Source organism: Acinetobacter sp. C26M (assembly GCF_023702675.1).
GTDB lineage: Bacteria > Pseudomonadota > Gammaproteobacteria > Pseudomonadales > Moraxellaceae > Acinetobacter.
This window is the reverse complement of sequence record NZ_CP098478.1, coordinates 3,188,570-3,213,196: the sequence shown is the minus strand read 5'-3', so window position 1 is coordinate 3,213,196 and position 24,627 is coordinate 3,188,570. Positions and strand designations below refer to the sequence as shown.

Below are 24,627 nucleotides of genomic sequence, written 5' to 3'. Positions count from 1 at the left end.
TATGCAAAATTCAGAGAAAGGCAAATCCTCTTATTGTCTTATAAAAAAACGAGTGACTTGCACTCGTTTTTTTTATTCCGAACAATAGTTAATACACGTCTCGACGGTAACGGCCAGTTTGTCTTAATTCATCTAGTTTTTCTTCACCTAGAATATCCATCAGTGCCTGATCGACACCAGAGGCCATACCTTCAATGCTACCACAGACATAAATCACAGCACCTTGCTCAACCCATTTGATGAGTTCATCAGCATTATTGCGTAATACGTCCTGAACATAGATACGCTGTTCTTGATCGCGAGAAAAAGCCAAATTCAAACGCTGTAATGTTCCCATGTTTAACCAGGCTTGAATGGTTTCTTGATAGAAAAAGTCATGTTCGCGTTGACGTTCACCGAAGATCAGCCAATTCGCGGTATAGTTTTGTCGATTACGTTGCTGTAACAAGCTCATGAGACCCGCAATTCCTGTACCATTACCAATACAGATAATTGGACGGTTATCGTCAATGAGATGGAATGATTCATTGGTTCGAATACGCAGGGAAATGGTTTGTTTTAGCTGAGCCAATTCGGTTAACCAGCCAGAACCAAGACCGAGTTGATCATTTTCATCGCGTTTTTGGCGAACCACCAGTCTTAGTACTTGTTGAGATGGAATACTGGCAATCGAATATTCACGTGCTGGCAGGGTTGGAAGTTGTTCCAGTAAATCTTCAAGCGTACTAAACGGCTGGATATCAACCCGCAGATTTTTATCCCAAAGTGCTTGTTCAATATTTTGGTTTAATGACTCAACGATACTGTGTGCAGGGGTTTGATATTTGATCAAGAAATTCTGAATATCAGCCAAACTATTGGCTGGTTGAATTTCTGCAATATCACCAGCATGCCATGTCATGTCAGATGCTGAGGTCAGCTCAATATTATAGGCCGCTTGTCCTAAGCTATCTGGATTGAGTAGGGTGCGTTCGCTTAACGTCCATTGATCAAATACTTTCTCAATATTCATTGCATGTAGCTCATGTTGAGTTACCGCAGACAAGCCTTGATTCCAGCGTTGAATATCAGTGGCATTGGCATTATCCACTTCGATCAAGTCGAATAATGGTTGCGCATGACATTGCTTTAACCATGTATCTACAGCATAACCGAAGCTGCAATAACTATCTGGGTATTCTTTTGAGCCGAGTGCCAGTACAGCATATTGCATTTGGTTCAGATCGAGCTTTTGTTGCATCAATTTCTTGCTGAAACTTACGGCTAGATCAGGTGCTTCGCCTGTGCCATAGGTACTGACGACAAATAAAACCTGTGGTGCCTGTAATAGGTCTTGCTCAGTGAGTTGCTGAATTGGTTTAACCGTAGTTGGCTGCTGTGCTTCTTGCAAGCTGGTCGCTGTACGCCAAGCCAATTGTTCAGCCACACCAGTTTGGGTTGCATAAGTAATCAGCCAAGGCTTGGCATTTGGATCAATCGACTGTACGCTGAGTGACTGACGTGCCGCTTGAGTTAACTTCTTCTGTTTGCGACGTTTTAGATACAGCATCCAACCCGTTACAAAGAACAGTGGCATTGCCAATGAAGCCAGCATGGCAATAAATTGATAGGTTGAACCAAAGAAACTACCACGATGCACAGGTAGCATACTGCTCATGATTTTTTCATTGAGCTTCTTGTCTTCATAGAGTTCAAATTTTTCGAATTTATTGTTTTGATAGTTATAAACCGCTTGGTTACGTGCACGTTCATGTTGTGGAATTGCATCGACAAATGAAAGCTCAACCTTGGCATTATCGTGTTTCGGAATATTTAAGGTGAGGCTTGAGTACTCACGCCCAATCTGTGCATTTACTCCTGTCCATGTTTGGCTCAGGATAGCATTGACCTGTGGTTTTGCCAGTTCAGGTTGTTTATCTTTGCCACGTTCATTATTTTGTTGATTCCGTTGTGGTTGTTCAACGCCCATGACTTTGAACATACCTGCACGCCACCAGTCATAAGACCAATATAAGCCTGTACATGCAAACAGTAGATAAAATACGACTACCCATGTCCCAACAACAGCATGTAAGTCCCAAATAAAATTGCGACCTTTGAGTTTGGGTTTAATAAAGAACCATTGTTTAAAGCTATGTTTCTTCGGAAAGCGCAGATAGATGCCACTCAAAACAAAGAAGATGAGCATCAGGGTTGATGCACCCGTAATTTGAGCCCCAAACTCACCAGCGGTTAAATTACGATGCAAACGCTGAATAAATTGTAGGGTGTCACGACCTTTTACATCGGGTAAGATTTCTGCTGTATATGGATTGACCATCATGTTGTAGCCACGACGCGCACCTTCTTTTTTGATATTGACGGTAGAAGATGCTGTTGGGTCGGAAGCAATGGTAATGCTGTTAATTTCAATCTCGGGTTGTTGCTGATTGAAATGTTGATACAACTGGGCAGGGGTGAGTTTTGCTGTTTGGGCAGCCTCAACCACATAGCTGTCTTGGTTGATCCATTTTAGAATCTGTGGTTCGTATGAGTAGATTGCACCTGTTACCCCCATCAAAGAGAGAATAAGCCCCGCTGTAATCCCTAAAAACCAATGGATTTGGAAGAAAACTTTTTTAAACATGGTCAAAGAATGGAAAGATAATGAAATTCATGTAAAAAATTATAACCCAAGAATAAGTACATAATATGGATTTTGCAGATAATATTGATTTTGATTCTCATTTATTTAGCGGACATTAAAAAACCTCCCATGTAGGGAGGTTTTTTAAGTCAGAGACTAAAACTTAGATTGATTTAGGTGCACCAACTGTTTCATTCAGGTGTCTACGTACTGTATTGAACGAGAAATTCTTTGAGTCCATACGCTTTGGTAAAATATAAGCACCTTGCTGTTCTTCGCCTTTTGGTGTTTTTACTTTGAAATTCACCAAAATAAAGTCAGGAGAGCTATACCATTCATAAATGTCTTTCCAACCGATCGTTGCGGTACCTTCTTGAAGTCCCATCTTTTGGCGCATCACGATGCCGTGCGGCTGTACGCCTAAACGTAGACCTTTAATTTCCTGTACTGGGAATTCAGTCATCTTGCGTTTAACGTACCACTCCAGACCAAAACGTTTGATCAAATAGAACAGCACAACACTCACAATTACCACCCAACAAATCACTGTTGAGTAAGTCGAATAATATTTAATAAGTCCTGCAGCAACCAAAGAAAGCACCACAAGTGCAATCATAATCATCCATGCTTTGCGGCTGAATTTATTGGTACTACGCCAAATCATCAGTTGAGCTTGACGTTGTTCAGTTTCAGAAACTTCGTAAGGAACAGGTTGTAGCGTATAAGCGTATAGCGTTTTGGCGGTCATAGTATAAAAAATGAGTATATAACTGGTTTTAGTTTAACATCTATTGGCATGCAAAGATATTATGCCAAAGGCGAATCATAACGGGCTGTTGCAATCTCGGCAGCCCTTAAAGTGAAGCAAATTCGGTACCATCTTCATTGGGCTCGTGGCTCAAGCTTTGTTTTAACATACTTAAACGTGTTAACACACTGAGCATGAGCGAAAGTTGCTGCAAGATGATGAGCGATTTTGGATCATCATCTTCATTGCGGCTGAGACGATCACGGATGGTTTGCATCAGGTTGTGTGCTGATAAATCCGGAACTTCATCTCTGAGCAGCGCACCTTGAATGTCATCTAAAGCTTGATCGAGTAAATCTAATACTTCCTGATCTTGGATTTGCTCACGGTGCGCACCTAATGCTGCGATATAGCTTAAAAAAGTATGGCTGAGGCATAAAAATTCAAACGCTAAGCTTTTTTGATTCACATCAATATTCGGTTCGGTTGCAATGGTTGAAATCAGGGATGCTACTTCGGCATCGGTATTGTGTGCAGCACGTCGAACCACGCGATAATTCAAGGCATTATTACGACCTTGATGATATTGCTCTACCACTTCGGCAAGATATTTACATTGCGCCTGTAGAGAACGTTGAATTGAGCGGGGCAGTCTGCGAAATTTCCAGTCTGGCCAAATAAAGCTGACACCAAACCATGCCAAGGCACAGCCAATCACGGTATCAATAAGACGTGGCAAACCTGCTGCAAATGCAGAGCCGTCTAAATTAAAGTTGATTAAAGCAAGAATGGTAATAAATGCAGTGGCTTGCGCATATTGTTTACTGCGCAACTCAAGGAACAGTACACCGCTCAGGATCAACATCACCAATTGACCTTCAATTGAAGGAATAAAATAGATGATGGCGAGACCAACGATAATACCGACCAATGTTCCGACGATACGTAAATACAAGCGTCGTTTGGTGGCATTGAAATTGGGTTGGCAGACAAATAATGCGGTGAGCAAAATCCAGTAACCATAGGCGATATTGGTAAGCTGAATAAACAGATAACCAATAAATAATACGATCGATAAACGTACCGCATGACGGAACAATACGGACTCTGGTGTGAGATGTTGTTTCACTCGTACCATGATGTCGTTCCAGCCTTTTAGATCATCATCCTTTAACTGGCTTTCGGTATGTTGTGCATTGATCTTTTGCAGATTTCTTTCTGTTTCTAGGTTTTGTAGTTGTGCATCAATCGATTTGAGGTTTTGATAAAGTGCAAATAAAGCATTAATTCTGACTTGGTCATAGTGTCCATCTTTGCGCAGTTTTTCTAATGATAAACGTAAGTTCTCAAAACTATGCTTAAAGCGCTTGTTATGGATATAACGGGTACGACTTAAAATAGATTGAGCCAAATCCTGACAGGCCTTACCTTGGATCGATAAGATCCTTTGAAAGCGAAATAAAATATCACTATGTTGAAACACTTTTGCCAGTTTTTGATAGTCAATATGTGCTGAATCGGCACGTTCATGAATATCTTGAGCGACAAAATAATATTGCAGACTTCGTCGAGTTCCTTTCTGTCCGCGATCCCCTTTTAATCGAGTCAACAGCGACATGCGCATATCGTTAAAGATTGCCACCAACTTGCCATTTTCCATAGCGATATCAATCATGCTTTGTTGATAGCTAGAGGGGGTCATATCCACATCAAATAAGTTTGATTTGGCGAATAAGAAACTCCCTAAGGCGGTGTAGGACGCAGCCAGTTGATCTTGAACTTTACGTACTGGGAACAATAGGAAGCTGATCGTAGAAAGTAAACCATACCAAGCCGCACCGACAACAAGTAGAGCAGGTTGCAAATACCATTGTTCAAATAAATGTACGCCCAACATCGAATAGACTGAAATGACCAAGCAACCATAGGCAATGGTGGCATAGCGACGACCTAAAGAACCCAATAAGATCCAGCCGATACAAGAGGCGATTAATCCAATTGCAAAGGCGATCGGATAGGGGAATAACAGTTGAACCGAAGCCGCTGTAATGAAGAATCCTATATAGGTATAAATCAGGTTCATGATGCGCACAGAAAAGCGGTCATCGATATCACTAATGGCTGCAGCAACGACACCAAGTGTTAAGGGAATTGTTGCCAATTGATAATCTAAAAGATAGGGGACAAAAGCTGTGCCCGTAAACGCGATTAACATACGCACGTTATACATGAACGTGGTGTTATAGGTTGCTTGTCTTAAACGTCCGAACCAAGGATTCAAAGTTTGTCCTTTTTGTATTCTGCAATCAATTTTCTGATTCTTATTATGCACAAATATGTTGAGGATGCTAAGCTTAGAATGGTGATTAACATGAAAAGTAGAGCATTATGCAGGCAGAGCAAACCAATCAGCGTCAATATTCAACAGCATGGATTTTGTTGCTTGCTTTGTTAACCGCATTAGGACCGTTATCGATTGATATGTATTTACCCGCTTTGCCTCAAATGGCAGATGAGTTTGGGGTAAGTACACAAATGGTCGCCAATACCTTACCTGCTTATTTCTTGGGACTGGCGATTGGTCAGTTGATTTATGGCCCTGTTAGTGACCGTATTGGACGTAAAAAACCTTTATATTTTGGTTTAGGGCTTTATGCAATTGCCAGTTTAGCTTGTGTATTTGCGACCAATGAGTGGGCTTTGATTGCAGCACGTATTTTTCAGGCTTTGGGTGGCTGTGTTGGTGTGGTGATGGCTCGCGCAACCATTCGTGATCGTCTGGATATGCAGGGCTCTGCACAAGCATTTTCGAGTATGATGATTGTCATGGGACTGGCACCGATTCTTGCACCAATCTTTGGGGCATGGATTTTGAATTTTTTCCCATGGCAGGCGATTTTTATCACTTTATCGATGATTGGGGTGGTGTGTTGGCTCTGCGTACATTTCTTCTTTAAAGAATCACTGTCTGTTGAACGCCGTTTAAAATTATCGGCTTATCAAGTGACCACGCTCTATGCTGCAATTCTTAAAGATGAGAGCTTTAGGGTGCCAATGTTTGCAGGTTGTTTAACTGGCGCAGCTTTATTCTGCTATATCAGCTCTGCTTCCGAAGTATTTATGGGGCAGTATGGCTTGTCACAGCAGCATTTCTCTTATGCATTTGCTTTGAATGCAGCAGGGATTATGTTGATGTCTTCCCTGAATAAGCATCTGAATACCCGAATGGGAATTTTTCAACGTTTGCGTTTGGGTGGTTTAATTCAGTGTTTTGGGGCATTGATTGTACTGAGTGCGGGTCTTATGGCGCATGCACCGTTATTACTGTTAATGTCAGGTTTGTTCTTGGTGGTGTCTGGAATTGGTTTAACTGGCCCGAATGCGATGGCTCTGGCGATGTCTCAGCAAGGCGCGCGTGCTGGTACAGCCAGCGCGATAATGGGTAGTATGCAATTTGCTTGTGGTCTGCTGGCTGGGGTTATCTTGAACTTCTTGGTGTGGAAGGCATCTCTGAACATGGGGATCATGATGTTACTGTTTACCAGTGCAGGATTGTTTGCCATTTTAAAAGTTGGAAAACAACAAAGCAGTCTCTCAGCTTAGAGAAACTGCTTTATCTATATGCTTAATCGAGAAACACTGTAAAGTTTTCAACGGGCTCGCGTGGAGTAATGAAGGTATTCACAATATGATCTGGGTCGGCATAACCCAAAGCCACTGCGCAAACCAATTCCTCGTCGTCAGGCGCACCTAAAATATCGAGTACGATTGGGTGAAAGTGATTCCATGCTGCTTGTGGGCAAGTATCTAAGCCACGTGCTTTGGCTGCGACCATCACGTTCTGGATCATCATGGAGATGTCCATTTTTGAGCCAATCCCCATGACTTTATTCACAGTAAAATATAAGGCAACAGGTGCATCAAACAATTGGAAGTTACGCAGTTGTTGCGCTGCCATTTTTTCTTTTTCGCCTTTTTGGATACCCAATAAGCCATAAAGCCCCCAGCCATTGGCACGACGACGGTCAATAAAAGGGGAAATCCATGTTTCAGGATAATAGGCAAACGTCTCTTGATATTGTGCTGCTAGTTCAGGTTTCTGTAGCAGTTCAATTTGGGCTGTGCAAACACGATCAATCATCTCGGCACGTTTTTGCCCTGTTACCACATAAACTTTCCAAGGCTGAACATTGGTGCCAGAGGGCGCACGACTTGCTACAGCTAAAATATCTTTGATGGTTTGTATTTCGATAGGGGTATCTAAAAATGCACGGACTGAATGACGAGACGTAATCGCTTCATCGACATAGTGGACTTGTTCCGTGTTCATAAAAAACTCCTCATCATTTTGATCTTTTAATGTGTGCTGACTATAAATCAATAAATGGTTTTTGCAGATAGTTTTTCACATACAACTTTAGCGGTGTGTAAAAAATAATCACAAAAATAAAGCTTTAAGATAAGTTGTAGTGTGTTTTATGTATTTTGTTTGGTTTGTGTGAAAAAGAAAACTATTAGTAACATAATGAAATCGAAAAACTATTTTTTTATTCACGCGAAAATGATGAGAACTCCTTAAATAAAAAGTACACACAATATTCGAAATTTATGCATAATACGCCCTTTTTAAAAAACTGATTGGGCTTTCCTTACTGATAAGGTGAGGGGAATTTTCTATACCAGGCATAGCAAATTTATCCAATTTTATGCTGTTAGAAAATGTTGAAATATACACAGATACAAGGAGCTTCTCATGAGTGTATCTCTCATCCGTAAGCCGTTCGTACTGCAAGGTTTGGCAATTACTGTTGCTGCCTTAATGATGAACAATGCACACGCTGCTAGTGAGCAAGAACAGATTCAACAACTTCGTGATGAAGTGAAGGAATTAAAAGCTTTATTACAGCAATATGTTCCCCAAGCAAAACAAAAAAATGACCTTGCTCCTGTACAGGAACATTCTAATTTTAAAGAAACACATCCAGATCACCCTACAAATGTAGTTGTGGCACCTACTGTCCCTAAAAAGTCGCAATTGGTGTTTAACACTGCCTCTGGTGCAGAAGTTAAATTACATGGTTTCTTACGTGGTGATGCATCTTATCAATCTAAAGGTGGTGACGGGATATTTAACCGCATCAACAAGGTTGATTTAGAAGGTGCCGAAAAGAACAGTGATCGCTTCTATAGCACTGCAACGGTTACACGTTTGGGGCTTGATTTTAAAGCACCTGTCGAAGGTACTGAGGTGGGCGGTAAGTTAGAAGTCGATTTCCGTGGTGGCAGCAGCAATGACACGATTCGTATTCGCCATGCGTATTTAACGATGAATGACTGGTTATTTGGTCAAACCACATCAACTTTCTTGGCAACTGATTTACAGCCAGAAATGCTTGATTTTAACTCTCCTTTGGGAATTGGTACTTATCGTACGCCAATGGTTCGTTATAGTGGTGCATTTAATCCAAATACACATTATTTTGTTGCCTTGGAAAAAGGTAATGACGATAACCGAGCACCCGCTTTAACTTCAAAATTAAAATATGATTTTGCTGAAGGTAAAGGTACGACTTCTGCACGTGCGTTAATTACCGAAGCACGTAGTAAAGATGCTTATAAAGAGGTGCTAACACAAATCGATAAAGACACCTTTAAGAAAGAGAGCAAGCAGATTAGTGCCAATGATTCAGAGTTAGGCTGGGGTGTTGCGGTTGGTGCAAAATATAAGCTCACCGATGCATTGCAAGCGATGATCGACTATTCGCATGTGAAGGGCGATAGTAAATTCTTGTTGTATACCAACAATGCTTACAACGTAAACCCAAATAATTTCGGTTTAAATCTAAATGAGTTCGATGCTCTAACCTTAGGGGCGACTTATCAAATTAACCCTAAATTACGCAGTACATTGGCTTATGGTGCAATGTTCGCTGATGACAGTAATGATTTTGCTAAACAAGCCGTGATTGCAAAAGATGCTGCACAGAACAAGACCTTGCAACAAGGTTGGTGGAATATCATGTATTCACCAGTTACACCGATTACGTTTGGCCTAGAGTATGTCTATGGTGAACGTAAGACCTTTGATGGACAAAAAGGTCAGGATAATCGTGTAGGGGCAATGGCTCGCTATAACTTCTAAGCCATCTATCCTGTAGGTGTAAATCATCCGTGAAAACTGATCGACGAAATAGGCCTTAGTTCTGGCTTAGAACTGTATGCTTTTTATTAAGTTGATTGAGTTTTCACTCATTTTGAGAGTTACTATTTTATACGTTCTGATGTGTCGATAAAATCATAGACAGAACGAATAAAATAAACGGAAGAAGATATGGAATTTACTTTTAATGGTTTCTATACCCTAATTTCGGCGGTGATCGTCTTGTTATTGGGGCGTTTACTCGTTAATAAAATTGACTTTTTAAAACGCTATAACATTCCTGAGCCTGTTGCGGGTGGTTTGGTTGCAGCGGTAGTTTCGCTACTTGTACACTCACTTTGGGGTTACAGCATTATCTTTAGTAGTGAACTACAAACCAGTTTTATGTTGATCTTCTTTGCTTCTATTGGTTTAAGTGCCAACTTTATGAAGCTCAAAGAAGGTGGTATTGGTTTAGTGATCTTCTTGGTCTGTGTCGCATCATTTATTGTGGTACAGAATGCTGTAGGTATGAGCCTAGCAACGATGCTGGGTATTGATCCGTTGGTTGGTTTGATTGCAGGTTCAATCACATTGACAGGCGGTCATGGTACAGCAGGGGCGTGGGGTGAGATTCTTGAAACTCAGCATGGGATTCAAGGCGCTTTGGCTTTAGGTATGGCGAGTGCAACTTTTGGCTTGATTATCGGTGGTATTATCGGTGGTCCATTGGCGAAATTGCTGATCAATCGTTATAGCCTTGCTCAAGCGCAAACCCCAGCAGAGATCAAAGATCGCGATACGCATTTAGATCAACATCCTGACGAGTTAGCACCATTTGAAAATCCACATCAGGTTCGTTTAATTACAGCTGATAATGCGATTACGACTTTGGGTATGTTTGCTGCGTGTTTAGCATTCGCAGAATTCATGACAGGTTTCAGTAAGGGCACTTGGTTCGAGCTACCAACATTTGTTTGGGCGCTTGGCGGTGGTGTGATTTTACGTAATATCTTAGAAAGCGTATTAAAAGTAGATATCTTTGACCGTGCAATTGATGTGTTTGGTAATGCCTCATTATCACTTTATCTTGCGATGGCATTGCTTTCATTAAAATTATGGCAATTGGCAGATTTGGCTGGTCCACTTGTCGTTATTTTAGGTGCACAAACCATTACTATGGCATTGTATGCAGCATTCATTACTTTCCGTGTAATGGGTAAAAACTACGATGCAGCTGTCTTAGCAGCAGGTCACTGTGGTTTTGGTATGGGGGCAACACCAACTGCGGTTGCAAACATGCAAGCGATTACCAATATGTATGGACCATCTCATAAAGCCTTCTTGATTGTTCCGCTTTGTGGTGCGTTCTTCGTTGATTTAATTAACGCAACAGTAATTCAATTAATTTTGAAATTCTTTGCCTAAGTCGGATCAAAAGCCCCATGTGGGGCTTTTTTGATTCATCCATTGTTATCGTATATGTACGGATGTACATAAAATATTTAAAAGCGAATAAGTGATGAATGAAAAATTAAATGACACCCTGATGGCTTGGGTAAGTTTTTTTAATGATCCTTTATGGGACTTCCTCGTTGTTTTCCTGCTTGCTGTAGGTATTTTCTATACTGTTGCGACCAAAGCTGTACAGATTAGAATGTTCTTTCACAGTATCAAGGTGATGAGAGGCAGTCGTACTAAAGGTGAAGAAAAAGATTCACATGGACTTACTCCATTTCAGGCTTTTGTTACGGGGTTAGCAAGTCGAGTTGGTGTTGGTAATATCGCAGGTGTTGCGATCGCGATCGCGATTGGTGGACCAGGTGCTGTGTTTTGGATGTGGTTTACAGCATTACTTGGTATGAGTTCAGCTTTTATCGAATCTTCACTCGCACAATTATTTAAAGTTAGAGACAGTAACAGTAAGCAATTCCGCGGTGGCCCAGCTTACTATATTACTCAAGGCTTACGTAGCAAAACCTTTGGTGTAATCTTTGCACTTGCATTGATCTTTACTTATGGTTTCGTATTCAACTCAGTTCAAATCAATGCGATTGCCAATGCCTCTTCTCATGCTTGGGGTTGGGATAAAGCCAATCTCATCGCTCACTTAGGTGGCGTTGATTTAGAAATCTCATGGGTCGGTCTTGCACTTGTGGTAATGGTTGCATTGGCAATTTTTGGTGGTATTAAACGTATCGCTAAATTTGCAGAAATGTTTGTACCGTTAAAAGCAGGTCTGTATTTGGCTGTCGCTTTGTATATTGCAATCAGCAATTACGAACTTCTTCCGGGTATCTTCAAACTCATTTTCACGGAAGCATTCCAGTTCAATGCTGCGGCAGGTGGTTTCTTTGGTGCTATGATTTCGATGGCGATGATGCAAGGGATTAAGCGTGGCTTGTTCTCTAACGAAGCGGGTATGGGTTCTGCACCAAACGCTGCAGCAGCATCGGATGTGAAACATCCAGTGAACCAAGGCTTGGTGCAAATGCTTGGTGTATTCGTAGATACTTTCATTGTATGTACCAGTACGGCAATCATTATCTTGGTGTCAGGTGTTTATCACGATGCAGGTTTTGTTGGGGTTGAGCTGACGCAACGTGCCTTAGAGACGCAAGTCGGACATTGGGGTGCTGATTTCCTTGCAGTGCTATTATTCTTATTCTGTTATTCAGCAGTATTGGGTAACTATGCCTATGCAGAGAGTAATGTACAGTTTATTAATAACAACCCGAAAGTCATGTTCATTTTCCGAATCTTTGTATTGGTGATGGTGTATTTCGGTGCGATCGGCAGTGTTCCGTTGGTTTGGTCAATGGCTGACTTGTTCATGGGGATCATGGCAACAATTAACTTGATCGCAATCTTGCTGTTAACACCAATGGCACGAACTTTGTTGAAAGATTATACCTCTCAACTTAAACGAGGCATTAAAGAGCCTGAATTTAAGATTGATAACTATCCAGAATTGAAGAAAAAAGTAGATTCTGATATTTGGTAATTTGATTTAAGTTAAGCTTAGATCCTAAAAAAGCTCCTCTCGAGGAGCTTTTTTTATGTTGTTTTTATGACAAATACAAAAAATGCTACAGTTTTTAGATCAGCTAAACGCTAAAATTTAGCCAAGAAATATGGTGAATATGGCAATTGTTGCGTATGAAACAGCTTAAATTATGGATGCTCGGCCTTTCAATGACGGTTTTGACAGCCTGTCAAACCACATCACACTTAGCACCTGTCATTGAAGATGCACAAGCCCATGCTGTCAACCAACCTTTTACCTCAATTAAACAGCAACAAAAACGCCCTGTGATTGCATTGGTATTGGGCAGCGGTGGTGCACGAGGCTATGCACACATTGGTGTGATTGAAGTATTAGAGCGACAAGGAATTCGCCCAGATTTTATCGTTGGAACCAGTGCTGGGAGTATTGTTGGGTCTATCTATGCCAGTGGTAAAAGTCCTGCCGAATTACGTGATATTGCATTAAAACTCAAAGCCAATGATGTTCGCGAAGTGAATGTCAGTCTAAAGGGCTTTTTTGACGGTAAGAAGGTTGAAGACTATATCAACGAGCAAGTCCATAACATGCCATTAGAAAAACTAAAGATTCCAATGTACGTCGTTGCAACTGAATTAAAAGATGGTACCAGAACTGTATTTAACTATGGCAATACAGGGCAGGCTGTTCGTGCATCTGCATCAATTCCAAGTATGTTTGTGCCGACCAAAATTCATGATGTTGAGTATGTTGATGGTGGCTTGGTTAGTCCAGTTCCTGTTCAAGTCGCGCGTGAGCTTGGTGCAGATGTTGTGATTGCAGTCGATATCTTGGCGCAACCAATCCATACTGAAACCAGCAATGTGTGGGGACTGTTCAACCAAAACATTAATATCATGCAAGGGCGTTTGGCTGAAGAAGAGTTGAAAGATGCAGATATCGTGATTCAACCTGACCTACGTGAGAAGGCACATATTTTTGATGTGAAAGGTAGGGAAATGACTATGCAGGCAGGTGCAGATGCGGCAAATGAAAAGTTAGCTGAAATCCAATGGGCAATTCAAAGTAAAACTTATCCAACACAAACGGAACGACAAGATATTGCCTTAAAAATGAGTACTTCCTCGCCTCGCCAATAAGCCATTGAATGATGTTTAATGGGCTTAGGTCGTTGAGCCCATTTACTCAACAAATATTCAGGCAAAAAACAAATTGTAAAACCTCTACAAAAAGCTATTAAAAATAGAGAAAAACAGGTAAATAACTACAAATCATAAAACTTTTTTATCAGTTAATCTTAAGTTTTAGGTCATAGGATGACCTATACGATTAATTGCAACATGACAAGGATTGTTAAGCACGATGTTTAAGTCATTCTTTCCAAACCCACGCCTGTTTTTTATTTCAGTGCTTGTGTGGTTAGCACTCAATATGCTGCTCTGGTATACAGGCGGTCATAGTTGGGGTGAATATCTAGGTTTTCCTAAGGGCTATGCTGAAGCAGAGTTATCTGTCGGAGTTAATCGATTTTGGGAGCCTTCTTCACTCTGGTTCTATCTTTGGTTTATTGTGGCAACGGCATTATTTGCAGGGTTTTGGCGAATATTTTCAGATAATAAATGGCAGCGCTGGTCGATTTGGGGCTCTGCATTTATCTTGTTTAATATCTGGTTTGGGGTGCAGGTCAGCCTCGCTGTAAATGCTTGGTATGTACCATTTTGGGACATGATTCAAAATATGCTGACCAATGGTGGAGGTAGTATTACTGACTTGTATAAAGAGACCATGGTGTTTTTATATATTGCCATGGTCGGTGTGACTTTAGCCGTCGTGAATGCTTTTTTTACCAGTCATTACGTCTTCCGCTGGCGTACAGCCATGAATGAATACTATACCGAACATTGGCCTAAGCTACGCCATGTCGAAGGTGCGGCGCAACGTGTGCAAGAAGATACCATGCGTTTTGCAACCATTGTGGAAGATTTGGGTGTTGAGTTGGTCAAAGCAATCATGACATTGATCGCATTTTTGCCATTATTGTTCCAGCTTTCAAAGCATGTCCCTGAAATTCCGATCATAGGTGAGCTGCAATATTCTTTAGTTTGGGCCGCGGTCGTTTGGGCAATCTTCGGTACAGTATTGCTCATGGTGGTCGGGATAAAACTGCCTGGTTTGCAATTCAACAACCAAAAAGTTGAAGCTGCATTTCGTAAGGAATTGGTTTATGGTGAAGATCATGAAGATCGGGCACAACCTGCAACATTAAAAGAGTTATTTAGTCGTGTTCGTCACAACTATTTTCGACTATATTTTCACTACACCTATTTTAATTTAACTGCAACGTGGTACGGACAACTGGATGTTATTTACAACCTATTCGTTTTATTCCCTGCGATTGCAGCAGGCAAGTTAACTCTTGGTTTAATTAACCAGATTGGTGGGGTTTTTGGTAAGGTTCGTGAATCTTTCCAATATCTAATTAGCTCATGGAAAACAATTATCGAATTATTGTCGATTCATAAGCGTCTTAAAGCCTTTGAAAAAATACTCGATTAGTCCAAACGATTTAAATTGAGAAAGCCTTAGCCTGATGCTAAGGCTTTTTTGTTTCATCTAATTTGTTTCTTATGTGACGTTTGCATATGCATTTCTGTGAAAATTACTTTATTTGAGCGTGTGGTTTCACTATAGTCCTTTGATAAAATTAATGATCTTTTTTCATTTCTCTCTTGGATCGCTTAAAACTTAAATAAATAGGATAAATCATGAAACCTGTATTGCTCAAAAGTGCATTAGCACTTGCACTGATGGCTTTTACTGCAAATGTCTGGGCAGACCAAGCAATAAAATCCTCCCCAACTGAAAAAATCTCAGGCATAGACCAGCAATATATTGATCCAAGCGTATCAGCCAATCACGATTTTTATGACTATGTGAATGGAAAATGGTTAAAAGATACTGAGATTCCTGCAGACAAATCACGTTGGGGCGCATTCAATGAATTACATGAATTATCGACCAATCAGTTACATACCATTGTTGAGGAGCTTAACGCTCAAAAATGGGCAACAGGAACGGTTGAGCAAAAAGTTTCAAGTCTGTATGCCAACTTTATGGATGAAAAAGAGATTGAAGCGAAAGGAGTTAAACCTTTACAGCAAGAATTGGCACAGGTTGATGCAATTCAAAATAAACAAGACCTTGCTCAATTAATGGGGCATTTCTCTCGCATCGGAGTTAGAACACCGTTTGATATCAGTATTGATCAAGATATGAAACGTTCTGATGTGATGATTGCAGGTCTGGCTCAGCGTCGGCTGGGTTTACCAGATCGAGATTATTATTTAAAAGATGATAAAAAGTTTGTCGAAACTCGCGCCAAATATCTGAAGCATATTGAGCGGATGCTACAACTGTCTGGTGATCAGCAAGCGGCACAGCACGCAAAAGAAATTCTCAAGCTCGAAACAGACTTGGCCAAGATCCAGTGGAGTAATGTACAAAACCGTGATTTATCTAAGCGCTACAATATTTATTCACTTAAAGATTTAAACAAATTAACTCGTCGTTTTGATTGGGATAGTTATCTCAAGACAGTTGGCGTCAAGGATAAAATTCAGACTATCCAAGTACATCAATTAAGTTATTTCAAAGCGCTTGATCCAGTGATTAATCAAACCCCTTTAAATGTATGGAAAGCTTATTTTAAATGGAACTTGATCAGTAATTTTTCACCGTTCTTAAACAAGGCTTTTGTGGATGAAAGTTTTGAATTTTATGGCAAAACCTTGCGTGATGTTGCAGAACAAGAAGTTCGCTGGAAGCGTGGTGTACAAACAGTAAATGCAGTGTTGGGTGATGGTCTAGGCAAAATCTATGTGGAAAAACATTTTTCTGCAGAGAAAAAACAACGCATGGATACATTGGTTCAAAACTTGATACAGGCTTATGATCAAAGCATTAGCCAGTTGGATTGGATGAGCCCTGAAACTAAAGTGCAGGCTAAAAAGAAATTAGCCAGCTTATCGATTAAAGTCGGCTATCCAAAGAAATGGCGTGATTATTCAGCACTGGACATTAAAGATGGTGATTTGATTGGTAACGTGATTCGTGCCAGAGAATTTGAACATCAAGATGATATAGATAAGCTCGGTAAGCCTGTGGATCGTGATGAGTGGTTTATGACCCCTCAAACCGTGAATGCCTATTACAATCCATCATCAAATGAAATTGTATTCCCAGCCGCAATATTGCAACCGCCATTCTTTAATATCGATGCTGATGATGCGGTGAATTATGGTGGAATCGGCAGTGTCATTGGACATGAGATTAGTCATGGTTTTGATGATCAAGGCAGTCAGTTTGATGAATTGGGCAATATGCGCAATTGGTGGACAGCACAGGATCACAAACGCTTTAAAGCCAAAACACAGGCTTTAGTGGCACAGTACAATACTTATGAGCCGATTGCAGGTTATCACGTCAATGGTGAGCTGACCTTGGGGGAAAATATTGCCGATAATTCAGGTCTGTCGATTGCCTATAAAGCGTATCAATTATCCTTGGCTGGTAAACCTGCACCAATCATTGATGGGCAGACAGGAGAGCAGCGTTTCTATATGGGGTGGGCGCAAGTTTGGCGTGCCAAAACTCGTGAAGCGCAAGCGATTGTGTATTTAAAAACAGATCCACATGCACCAGATAAAGTTCGCGCCAATGGCGCTTTAGTCAATCAAGCACCGTTCTACGATGCTTTCAAGATTAAAGAGGGAGATAAAATGTATTTGGCTCCTGAAAAACGCGTCAGTATTTGGTAATTCGAGATTCAATAAAAAAACCTGCATTAAGCAGGTTTTTTTATTGGGGTTTAAAGCTTAAAGGAAAGCAATTCCAAGTCCTGCACCCGCAGCCATGACCCAGAGTGGGTGAATCTTTTTAAACATACCGAGGATTGCAGTGACAATCACGATCATGACCAGAAGTAGGTTTTGTGCAGATGCGTCCGCAATCAACCATGCACTGACCAGAACCAAGCCTACGGTAATCGGTTTTAAGGCTTTTTCAAAACGCGCGCGTAATGGATTATCTTTAAAGCGTTCCCAGAATTTAAGCGCATAAATGGTAATGATTGAAGATGGACCGAATTTTGCTAGAGAAGTCACCAATAATCCTGCTGGGCCTGCGACATGCCAACCGACCAAAGGTACGATCATCATATTGGGGCCTGGGGCAGCCTGTGCCATGGCAAACAGCGAACTAAACTGTTCTGCACTCATCCATTGATGCACGGTCACTACTTGGTGCTGCATTTCAGGCAGGATGGCATTACCACCACCAAAAGCCAGTAGCGAGAGCTGAGTAAACACGACAGCAAGGGTAACTAAGATCATGACTTTTTCACTCCTAAAACTAGCATGTTAATGGCAAGTAGAATGGCTAAAGTCAGTGCCAATGGCAGCTTGATCCAGATCATAAACGCGAAGGTTAATCCAATCGTAAAAATGGTCAGATAACTTTTTAAAATCGGCTTGAGCATCTTAAAGCCTGTCGCAAACAATAAGCCTGCTGCTGCTGCGGCCAAACCTTGAATCATGTGTTTAACCGCTGGGAGGTACTGAAAATACTCATAGACTTGGTAGATGATCAGCACAATTGCAGTGGGTGCGGAGATCAAACCGAGCACTGAACTGATCGCACCTTTAACACCTTGGAATTCCATGCCGATTGCAACCGACATGTTGATGATGTTTCCACCAGGTAATAACTGGCAGACACCAAGTAAGTCGGTAAATTTTCCTTCATCGATCCATTTGTGTTCTTCAACGATAATGCGATGTGCCAGTGGTAGAACACCACCAAAACCCATCAACCCCAACTTCATAAATCCCGTGAATAATGCCTTACAATCAGGAGCAGTGGTGAGTGGCTCATTCTGTATTGATAGGGCTTGGGCTTTCATTGGATTACCTTTCTGTTCAACCTTGTGAGCTATAGAATGGATGATTTGTGGTATATTCACAAATGCTATTTTTGCTGTTATCTATACTTTTAGGGTATGTATGATTGATATTCATAAGCTCAATGCATTTGTTGCTGTGGTCGAGGAAAGTAATATTTCTAAAGCGGCCGTTCGACTGCATATGCAACAACCACCACTGACTCGCTTGATTAAAAGTCTGGAAGAGGAATTGGATACCTCATTACTGAAACGTTTGCCGCGAGGCGTGGAAGTAACCGAAGCAGGCAAGGCTTTATATCAAGAAGCAATCACAATTTTGGCGCATGCCCAGTCGATTCCGAAACGGGTAAAAAACATAGCCCAAGGCTTGGAAGGTCAAATTAATATTGGCTTTACCAATTCCGCAGGTTTACATCCATTTCTTCCTGCATTATTGCGTCAATTTAGGGAAAAGTTTCCTGCTGTCGCCATTCATTTGGAAGAGGATAGCAGTACGGCTTTAACCGATGCGGTGATCAATGAAAAACTGGATATTGTCTTTTTACGCAAACCTGCGCCCATTCATGCACAAGTACAAAGTATTCATGTGTTGAATGAACCATTGATTGTTGCATTACCTAGCAATCATCCATTAACAGGCAAAGACGGTGCAATCCGCTTAGTCGATTTAGAGCCTTATGAATTCGTGTTGTATCGTCGTATTGCAGGACAGGACTTATTCGATAATATTCTGGCAAATTGCTATCAGGCAGGATTTAGTCCCAATATCGTACAAGAAGCACCACGTTTAACTTCCAGTCTCAATTTAATTGCTGCTGGGATTGGACTTTCTATTGTGCCGGCTTCGATTCAAGACTTTTGGAATAAACAGATTATCTATCGACCTTTAGAAGCCAAGAAACCTTGTATTGCACCGATTTACGCAATTTGTCGAGCCAAAGAAAATAATATTCGGGTTGAACATTTCTTGAGTTTGCTCAGGGCTAGTCAAGCCTGTTAAAAATTAGCGGTCGTTAATGGCTGAAGTGATAGAAATTTAAAATTGGTCCAACCAAGTGCTGTTGTGATTTATCTAGCGTCACGATGATTTCTCTAAAATTAAAGGTGTCTTCATCATAGTATTTTGCGACGCCATGGGTTTTATTATTCAAGTTTGGAATTTGATAACTAAAGAAAGCCACTTGTTTAGAAGGATGCACTACATTGATTAATTTCTGCGAATCTTTATAGCCGCCAAATTCATTTTCAACACTTTCTTTTAACAGGTTAGGAAAATAAAGCGTGGCATTGGGCATGCCGCAACCGACACAGAAAGATGAGTCGTATAATTCAATTGCCTGTTTTTGATTTGGACTCATCAGCAGGGCTGAACCCGTACCATTTGCGCCAGCACTTGCTTCTGCGTCACTCCAATTTTTAGGTACCAGTACAAGACCTATTTCAGGGAGCGCAAATAATTTAAGTTGTTTGGCCTGATTTGGATCCAGTTTAAAATCAAAATGACAGCTTTTCGCTGTACAGCTTTTAAAGTCTTTTAATAGACCATCATCGGCAGGGTTAAGTGCGGTAACGCCATAAAAGGGAACACGGACATCGTTGGCAAAGGATACCTCACCGAGTGTGTATATTTGATTTTCGGCTTGGCGTTGTTGTGCTGTATTTGAAAATTTCGGGAAAATGGGCTTAAAGCTACTGACTTCGGCATGAGTTAGTGTAGCAGACAGTGCCAATAGTGCAGTAGAAATGGAGATTAATGTTTTCATTCTTAAGTTGGTATTTTCGAGTTGAGTTAAAATTAACATATTCTGAAATACAAGAACCTACAAAGTGATCAATTTAAAAGATTTAGAATATTTTGACTGAATAATAAATAAATTGCATTGAGAAATACGTCTTATGAACAAGATATTTTTAGCCTGTTGCTTTATGGCGATGAGTTCTAGTGCTTTTGCCCAAGACATCAAAGGAATTTCATTCTCGCATCAAGATTGGGAAATTTATTGTAGTAACACAGGCACTTGTCGTGCAGCGGGTTATCAGAATGAAGAATATCGCAACGAACCTGCTTCTCTACTTTTGACACGTCAGGCGGGTGCACGGCAGCCTGTTCAAGTGGAATTTGCATTGGCACGTTATGAAGAACCGTCTTTTCCAGCAGCCAAGCTTAAAAATATTCATTTCTATGTGAATGGGAAAGATTTAGGTGCGGTCTCATTCGAGGGAACTGAATTTCCGTTAATGGGAAGGATGTCTGGGCAACAGGTTAATGTCTTATTGCAGCAATCCAAGAAAAAGACCGAAATCATCTTTAAAAATGCGAACTTGCAATGGCAAATTTCGGATTTGGGCATGACTGCAGTCTTATTGAAAATGGATGATTTTCAAAAGCGTGTTGGTACTGTTGGCGCATTGATTAAAAAGGGCAAAGTGGATGAGTCGCATGTCTTGGCTGCACAACCAAAATTCATGGTAAAACAGATTAAAACCTCGAATAAGCCTTATCTGACTTTGCAGCCAAACAATAAACGTTATGCTGCCTTATATCGTAATTTGATGGCGGTACAGCCGACACCAAAACAAGAGGGGTTTTGTGAAGGGATTTATGATGGTGGTGAAACAAAGCCGCAAGCGATTGAACTGTATAAATTGACCAATAAAAAAGTATTGGCGATGACCTTGTGTTGGCGTGGTGCTTATAACGAAGGATCAGGTGCATGGGTGTTGGATGAATCACTTACGACAAAACCGAACTTTGTGACTGAACATGCTTCTGAGTTTTATGCGGGTATTATCAGTAGCTCACAGAAAGGGCGTGGTATTGGTGATTGCTGGTCGAGTGATGAATGGGTGTGGGATGGACAGAAGTTTGTACATACGCTAGATCGCTGGACAGGGATGTGTAAAGGGCTTGCTGCAGGTGGGGTATGGGAACTTGATCAGGTCGAAGCGATTGTCAAATAATATTATGAATATAAAAATAACCTAAGGAAATGCAATGCTTAAATATAAGATGGGTTTAGGTGGAATGATTTTAATAGGTGCATCTGCCTATTTTAGTACATCTGTTTTTGCGGCACCTTTACAGATTCTTGACTTTAAAAAGGGGCAACTGAGTGCAACGGAGCAGACGCAACTCTGTGAACAAGTCAAAGAGCTATGTCAGCAGCGCGCACAATGGCAGAGTTTGAAAACACCAGATCAAACCTTATGGTTATTATCTGAGGGAAATATTGCCCAGTTTGCGACATCGACCACAGGTTTTAAATTGTTAAAGCAGTGGCGTATTCAGTTGGCGGCTTCGGAAGAAATGGCACGATCTAGCCAATATATTTTCCCTAAACTATTTCCAATGGAGCAAAACCGTTATGCCGTTGCGGTGATTGATACTTTTTCAGAATCATATTCAGGTGGTGGCGCAAGTGTTGAGCGTGCCAGCTTTTATGAGTTAAAGGATTCAGGTAAGACGCATCGCTTTATTGAAAACTATCCTTTTCATTTTTATCGCATGATTCGGGCCTGTTTCTCAGAACAGGATTATGAAAGCTCTAAGGGCAAGTGCCATGATGAAGATAGTTTGGGCCTAGATATTCGTCCGATCAAGCCGATGCTTTGGCAATTCCGTTATCGCTACAGTCTGGATGTGTCACCTGCGTCAGATTCGGGTGAGAAATCGTTTAAGGGCAGCCGCAACTTGAATATTGATTTAAATAAAGCACCTGAGCAGCCGAATATACCAGAAGAATGGGACTATGAGGGTGCGGGTTGAGTCATTTGTAATCCTAATAACCTTTACATTTTGCCAAAGCTTTAAGGGCGTGGACTTACGCAATTTACAGCGTCATAACAGATGATCTAGACAGAGCATGGTACAAAGGGAAAGATTGCAATTTGGAACTGTGCTTATGTCTCGTGTTTATACTTCTGTCCGCCGTAAATTTTCTCATTTGAGTCGTTCTGTGTTGATGGCTGCGGCTGTGTTGGGTACAACCCAAGTGGCAATGGCAGGGCCAACAGTGGATCAACTGAGTGATTGTTTAGTGAAAGCCACAACGGCAGCGGATAAGACCACGGTTTTGCAATGGACTTTCACTGCTTTGGCAGCACATCCAGATTTAAAGTCTTTTAGTAATGTCACACCTGAGCAGAAAACTCAGTTGGATCAGAAGTTGGCACAGGTGTTACAGCGTGTGATTGTGGAGCAGTGTTCGACTCAGACTAAGGCCGTAATTCAGGCTGAGGGAATTCAAGCCGTCGGACAGGCTTTCCAGCAGTTAGGTCAGAGTGCAGGGCAGGATATTGTCAAAGACCCAGCGGTCAGACAGCAGTTGCAAGGTACCTTGCGTTATATTGATTTAAATAAATTGGTCACAACTTTTTTAACACCTGATATCTGGAATAAGTTGGGTGTGTTAAGGAATCTGTAATTCAATTTAGAGAATATTAAAAATAAAAAGTGGAATGAATATTCTTGATATGAAATTATTCATGCCACTAATTAATGGAAAAATTATTTACAAAAATTTAAGAAAATCTTATAAATACTAATGGCCTTGAAACGATTTATTTCAGGAAAGTTAGCCTGTAAATGAATATTGCTCCAATGCTCATACGTTTTTTCTTCGCATGATTCAATTAAGAGTTTACCTATTTTTTCATTGTCTGTGCAATGGAGAAATCTTTTTAAATCTTCACTTTCACTTTTATCGATCCCGAATAAAAATACTCTTTCTTTACAAGGTTGATCTGAAATTATTTTATTAAATTTTTCCATTCTTTTCTCAAATTCATCATCGTAATCCATTATTAGAAAAACATGCTGATGAATATTTTTATTGATTAACTCTAAATTCTCTTCAAAGTTGCTAAATACTTTTTTCCATCCACCACACGGATTTTTAACATCTAAAATATTTTCGTTAACAAAGCTAACTTGTTTTATACCGTTAAAAATTTCTCTATATGGTGAATCTTCTAAAAATACTGTAATATGTGGTCTATGCTTATTTACAGCCATTATAGAATTTCTCCATTTTCAATCGCATCTACAAGTGTTGGACTTAAATATTCTTTGTTGGAAAGTAGCTCTAATTGAGTTGAAGTAAAATGATTATCTCTATGAAAAATAAAAGTATTATTTGAGGAAAATTCCGTAATAACTTGGGGGGCATGTGTAGACATAATAATTTGAGATTTATTCGGATCATTTTCAAATGCTTTTCTAAACGACATAATGAAATGATTTAACTCTATTAGTGATATAAAATTATTAGGTTCATCCCATAAGCATAATATTGGTTGTTTAGCCGATAGCTTTGCTATTAAAGTGGCGGCTAATAGATAAATTTTTTCTCCATCAGATAACTGAGAGAAGTTTAGACTCAGATTTTTAGCTGAATCTGTTCTAAATGAAAAACTAAGTTCCTTTGAGTTTTTACCTAGGTTTTCAAATTTGAATAATTCAAAATCAGGCATTCTGAATTTTAAAAACTCTGACATTGGCATATATAGGTTTGGATGATCTGCCAGTAAATGTCGTAACCAATCTAATAAGTTTCCACTATTTTTCTTTAAGTGAGGACCTTCTTCAAGACTTATTGATTGAATTAAAGCTGGATTCGGTGAAAGAATGATAATGTTTGCTAACCACGACTTAAAAATAGCAATGCTATCATTTTGATCTTTAGTGGTAATAATTGGTAGACCTATATGATGCCAGTCTAATGAAAATTCAGTTTTTCCTTTTAATGTGGTGCGCCCTCCATCTCTATCAATAATAATTTTTTTATTTACCTTAAAGATTTCCCGCTTTATCTTGGGTTTATAAAACCCCTCAGGCTGATCTATTTCGACTAAATAATCATAAGTTTTATTATCTATTGAGACTATGATATTCATAGTAATAGTGAGTGATGTGTTATTAAATGGAAAATCTTCATCTGTAATAAGCTCATTCACAGAAGTTATACCTTGCCCAATCTTCTGGAAAACCTCTAGGCATTTGAAAAGATTGGACTTTCCTGAGCCATTTTTCCCCAGTATTAGAGCACTTTGAATGCCGTCTAGAGAAATATTAAAATTTTGGAAGGATCTATAATTATTAATATTTAATTGCTTTAGCACAAAACTTTCTCCAAGGAAATTTTATCCATCA

Annotated in this window: 20 protein-coding genes; 11 read left to right on the top strand and 9 right to left on the bottom strand. The window is 40.3% G+C overall.

Annotated features, from left to right (window positions below; genetic code table 11):
• Positions 1-88: 88 nt before the first annotated feature.
• The 3 genes from NDN11_RS14650 to yccS all read right to left on the bottom strand — a co-directional run bounded on the left by NDN11_RS14650 (position 89) and on the right by yccS (position 5,655).
• Positions 89-2,626: a PepSY domain-containing protein gene (locus NDN11_RS14650; protein WP_251110056.1), complete on the bottom strand. Its 2,538-nt coding sequence runs from the start codon at positions 2,624-2,626 to the stop codon at positions 89-91.
• 163 nt (positions 2,627-2,789) lie between these two features.
• Complete coding sequence (locus tag NDN11_RS14645; RefSeq protein ID WP_167249742.1) at positions 2,790-3,374, bottom strand: YcxB family protein; 585 nt, start codon at positions 3,372-3,374, stop codon at positions 2,790-2,792.
• A 106-nt stretch (positions 3,375-3,480) separates the two neighbouring features.
• On the bottom strand, positions 3,481-5,655 hold the full coding sequence (gene yccS / locus NDN11_RS14640; RefSeq protein WP_251110055.1) for a YccS family putative transporter: 2,175 nt from the start codon (positions 5,653-5,655) through the stop codon (positions 3,481-3,483).
• A gap of 107 nt (positions 5,656-5,762) precedes the next feature.
• Between yccS and NDN11_RS14635 the strand changes: the two genes are divergently transcribed.
• Complete coding sequence (locus NDN11_RS14635; RefSeq protein ID WP_251110054.1) at positions 5,763-6,977, top strand: multidrug effflux MFS transporter; 1,215 nt, start codon at positions 5,763-5,765, stop codon at positions 6,975-6,977.
• Between the two features lie 22 nt (positions 6,978-6,999).
• Here NDN11_RS14635 and NDN11_RS14630 read toward each other — a convergent pair whose 3' ends face one another.
• Entirely contained in the window at positions 7,000-7,704 is a 705-nt protein-coding gene (locus NDN11_RS14630; protein ID WP_167249736.1) for a nitroreductase, read from the bottom strand.
• Between the two features lie 423 nt (positions 7,705-8,127).
• Here NDN11_RS14630 and NDN11_RS14625 point away from each other — a divergent pair, with 423 nt between their 5' ends.
• From NDN11_RS14625 to NDN11_RS14600, 6 genes are all read left to right on the top strand, one after another.
• Positions 8,128-9,516, top strand: a complete 1,389-nt coding sequence (locus NDN11_RS14625; protein ID WP_251110053.1) for a DcaP family trimeric outer membrane transporter — start codon at positions 8,128-8,130, stop codon at positions 9,514-9,516.
• A 189-nt stretch (positions 9,517-9,705) separates the two neighbouring features.
• The gene (gltS, locus tag NDN11_RS14620) at positions 9,706-10,941 is read left to right on the top strand and encodes a sodium/glutamate symporter (protein ID WP_167249732.1); all 1,236 of its coding nucleotides are present in this window, start codon (positions 9,706-9,708) and stop codon (positions 10,939-10,941) included.
• 94 nt (positions 10,942-11,035) lie between these two features.
• Positions 11,036-12,517 (top strand): alanine/glycine:cation symporter family protein, encoded by a 1,482-nt coding sequence (locus tag NDN11_RS14615; protein WP_167249730.1) that lies wholly within the window; start codon positions 11,036-11,038, stop codon positions 12,515-12,517.
• Between the two features lie 155 nt (positions 12,518-12,672).
• The gene (locus NDN11_RS14610; protein ID WP_251110052.1) at positions 12,673-13,656 is read left to right on the top strand and encodes a patatin-like phospholipase family protein; all 984 of its coding nucleotides are present in this window, start codon (positions 12,673-12,675) and stop codon (positions 13,654-13,656) included.
• A 223-nt stretch (positions 13,657-13,879) separates the two neighbouring features.
• Positions 13,880-15,073, top strand: coding sequence for a peptide antibiotic transporter SbmA (sbmA, locus tag NDN11_RS14605; RefSeq protein WP_251110051.1), 1,194 nt, complete (start codon positions 13,880-13,882; stop codon positions 15,071-15,073).
• Positions 15,074-15,282: 209 nt separating this feature from the next.
• On the top strand, positions 15,283-17,334 hold the full coding sequence (locus NDN11_RS14600) for a M13 family metallopeptidase (RefSeq protein WP_251110050.1): 2,052 nt from the start codon (positions 15,283-15,285) through the stop codon (positions 17,332-17,334).
• A 57-nt stretch (positions 17,335-17,391) separates the two neighbouring features.
• Here the strand turns inward: NDN11_RS14600 and NDN11_RS14595 are convergent, their stop codons facing one another.
• Both NDN11_RS14595 and NDN11_RS14590 read right to left on the bottom strand, forming a co-directional pair.
• Positions 17,392-17,907: a chromate transporter gene (locus tag NDN11_RS14595; RefSeq protein ID WP_005206042.1), complete on the bottom strand. Its 516-nt coding sequence runs from the start codon at positions 17,905-17,907 to the stop codon at positions 17,392-17,394.
• Positions 17,904-18,476, bottom strand: a complete 573-nt coding sequence (locus tag NDN11_RS14590) for a chromate transporter (protein WP_005192794.1) — start codon at positions 18,474-18,476, stop codon at positions 17,904-17,906. Before NDN11_RS14590 ends, NDN11_RS14595 begins: the two co-directional genes overlap by 4 nt.
• Before the next feature lie 100 nt (positions 18,477-18,576).
• On the opposite strand from NDN11_RS14590, the gene NDN11_RS14585 reads away from it, so the two are divergent.
• On the top strand, positions 18,577-19,476 hold the full coding sequence (locus tag NDN11_RS14585) for a LysR family transcriptional regulator (RefSeq protein WP_251110049.1): 900 nt from the start codon (positions 18,577-18,579) through the stop codon (positions 19,474-19,476).
• 13 nt (positions 19,477-19,489) lie between these two features.
• Here the strand turns inward: NDN11_RS14585 and NDN11_RS14580 are convergent, their stop codons facing one another.
• Positions 19,490-20,239, bottom strand: coding sequence for a DUF4850 domain-containing protein (locus tag NDN11_RS14580; protein ID WP_251111552.1), 750 nt, complete (start codon positions 20,237-20,239; stop codon positions 19,490-19,492).
• 133 nt (positions 20,240-20,372) lie between these two features.
• Between NDN11_RS14580 and NDN11_RS14575 the strand changes: the two genes are divergently transcribed.
• The 3 genes from NDN11_RS14575 (at position 20,373) to NDN11_RS14565 (ending at position 22,900) form a co-directional block, all read left to right on the top strand.
• Positions 20,373-21,437, top strand: a complete 1,065-nt coding sequence (locus NDN11_RS14575; RefSeq protein WP_251110048.1) for a DUF1176 domain-containing protein — start codon at positions 20,373-20,375, stop codon at positions 21,435-21,437.
• 34 nt (positions 21,438-21,471) lie between these two features.
• Positions 21,472-22,242 carry a hypothetical protein gene (locus NDN11_RS14570; RefSeq protein WP_251110047.1) on the top strand — a complete coding sequence of 257 codons (771 nt, stop codon included), beginning with the start codon at positions 21,472-21,474 and terminating at the stop codon, positions 22,240-22,242.
• 136 nt (positions 22,243-22,378) lie between these two features.
• The gene (locus NDN11_RS14565; protein WP_251110046.1) at positions 22,379-22,900 is read left to right on the top strand and encodes a hypothetical protein; all 522 of its coding nucleotides are present in this window, start codon (positions 22,379-22,381) and stop codon (positions 22,898-22,900) included.
• A gap of 83 nt (positions 22,901-22,983) precedes the next feature.
• Here NDN11_RS14565 and NDN11_RS14560 read toward each other — a convergent pair whose 3' ends face one another.
• Positions 22,984-23,490 carry a hypothetical protein gene (locus tag NDN11_RS14560; protein ID WP_251110045.1) on the bottom strand — a complete coding sequence of 169 codons (507 nt, stop codon included), beginning with the start codon at positions 23,488-23,490 and terminating at the stop codon, positions 22,984-22,986.
• Positions 23,490-24,596, bottom strand: coding sequence for an AAA family ATPase (locus NDN11_RS14555; RefSeq protein WP_251110044.1), 1,107 nt, complete (start codon positions 24,594-24,596; stop codon positions 23,490-23,492). Before NDN11_RS14555 ends, NDN11_RS14560 begins: the two co-directional genes overlap by 1 nt.
• Positions 24,597-24,627: the final 31 nt, after the last annotated feature.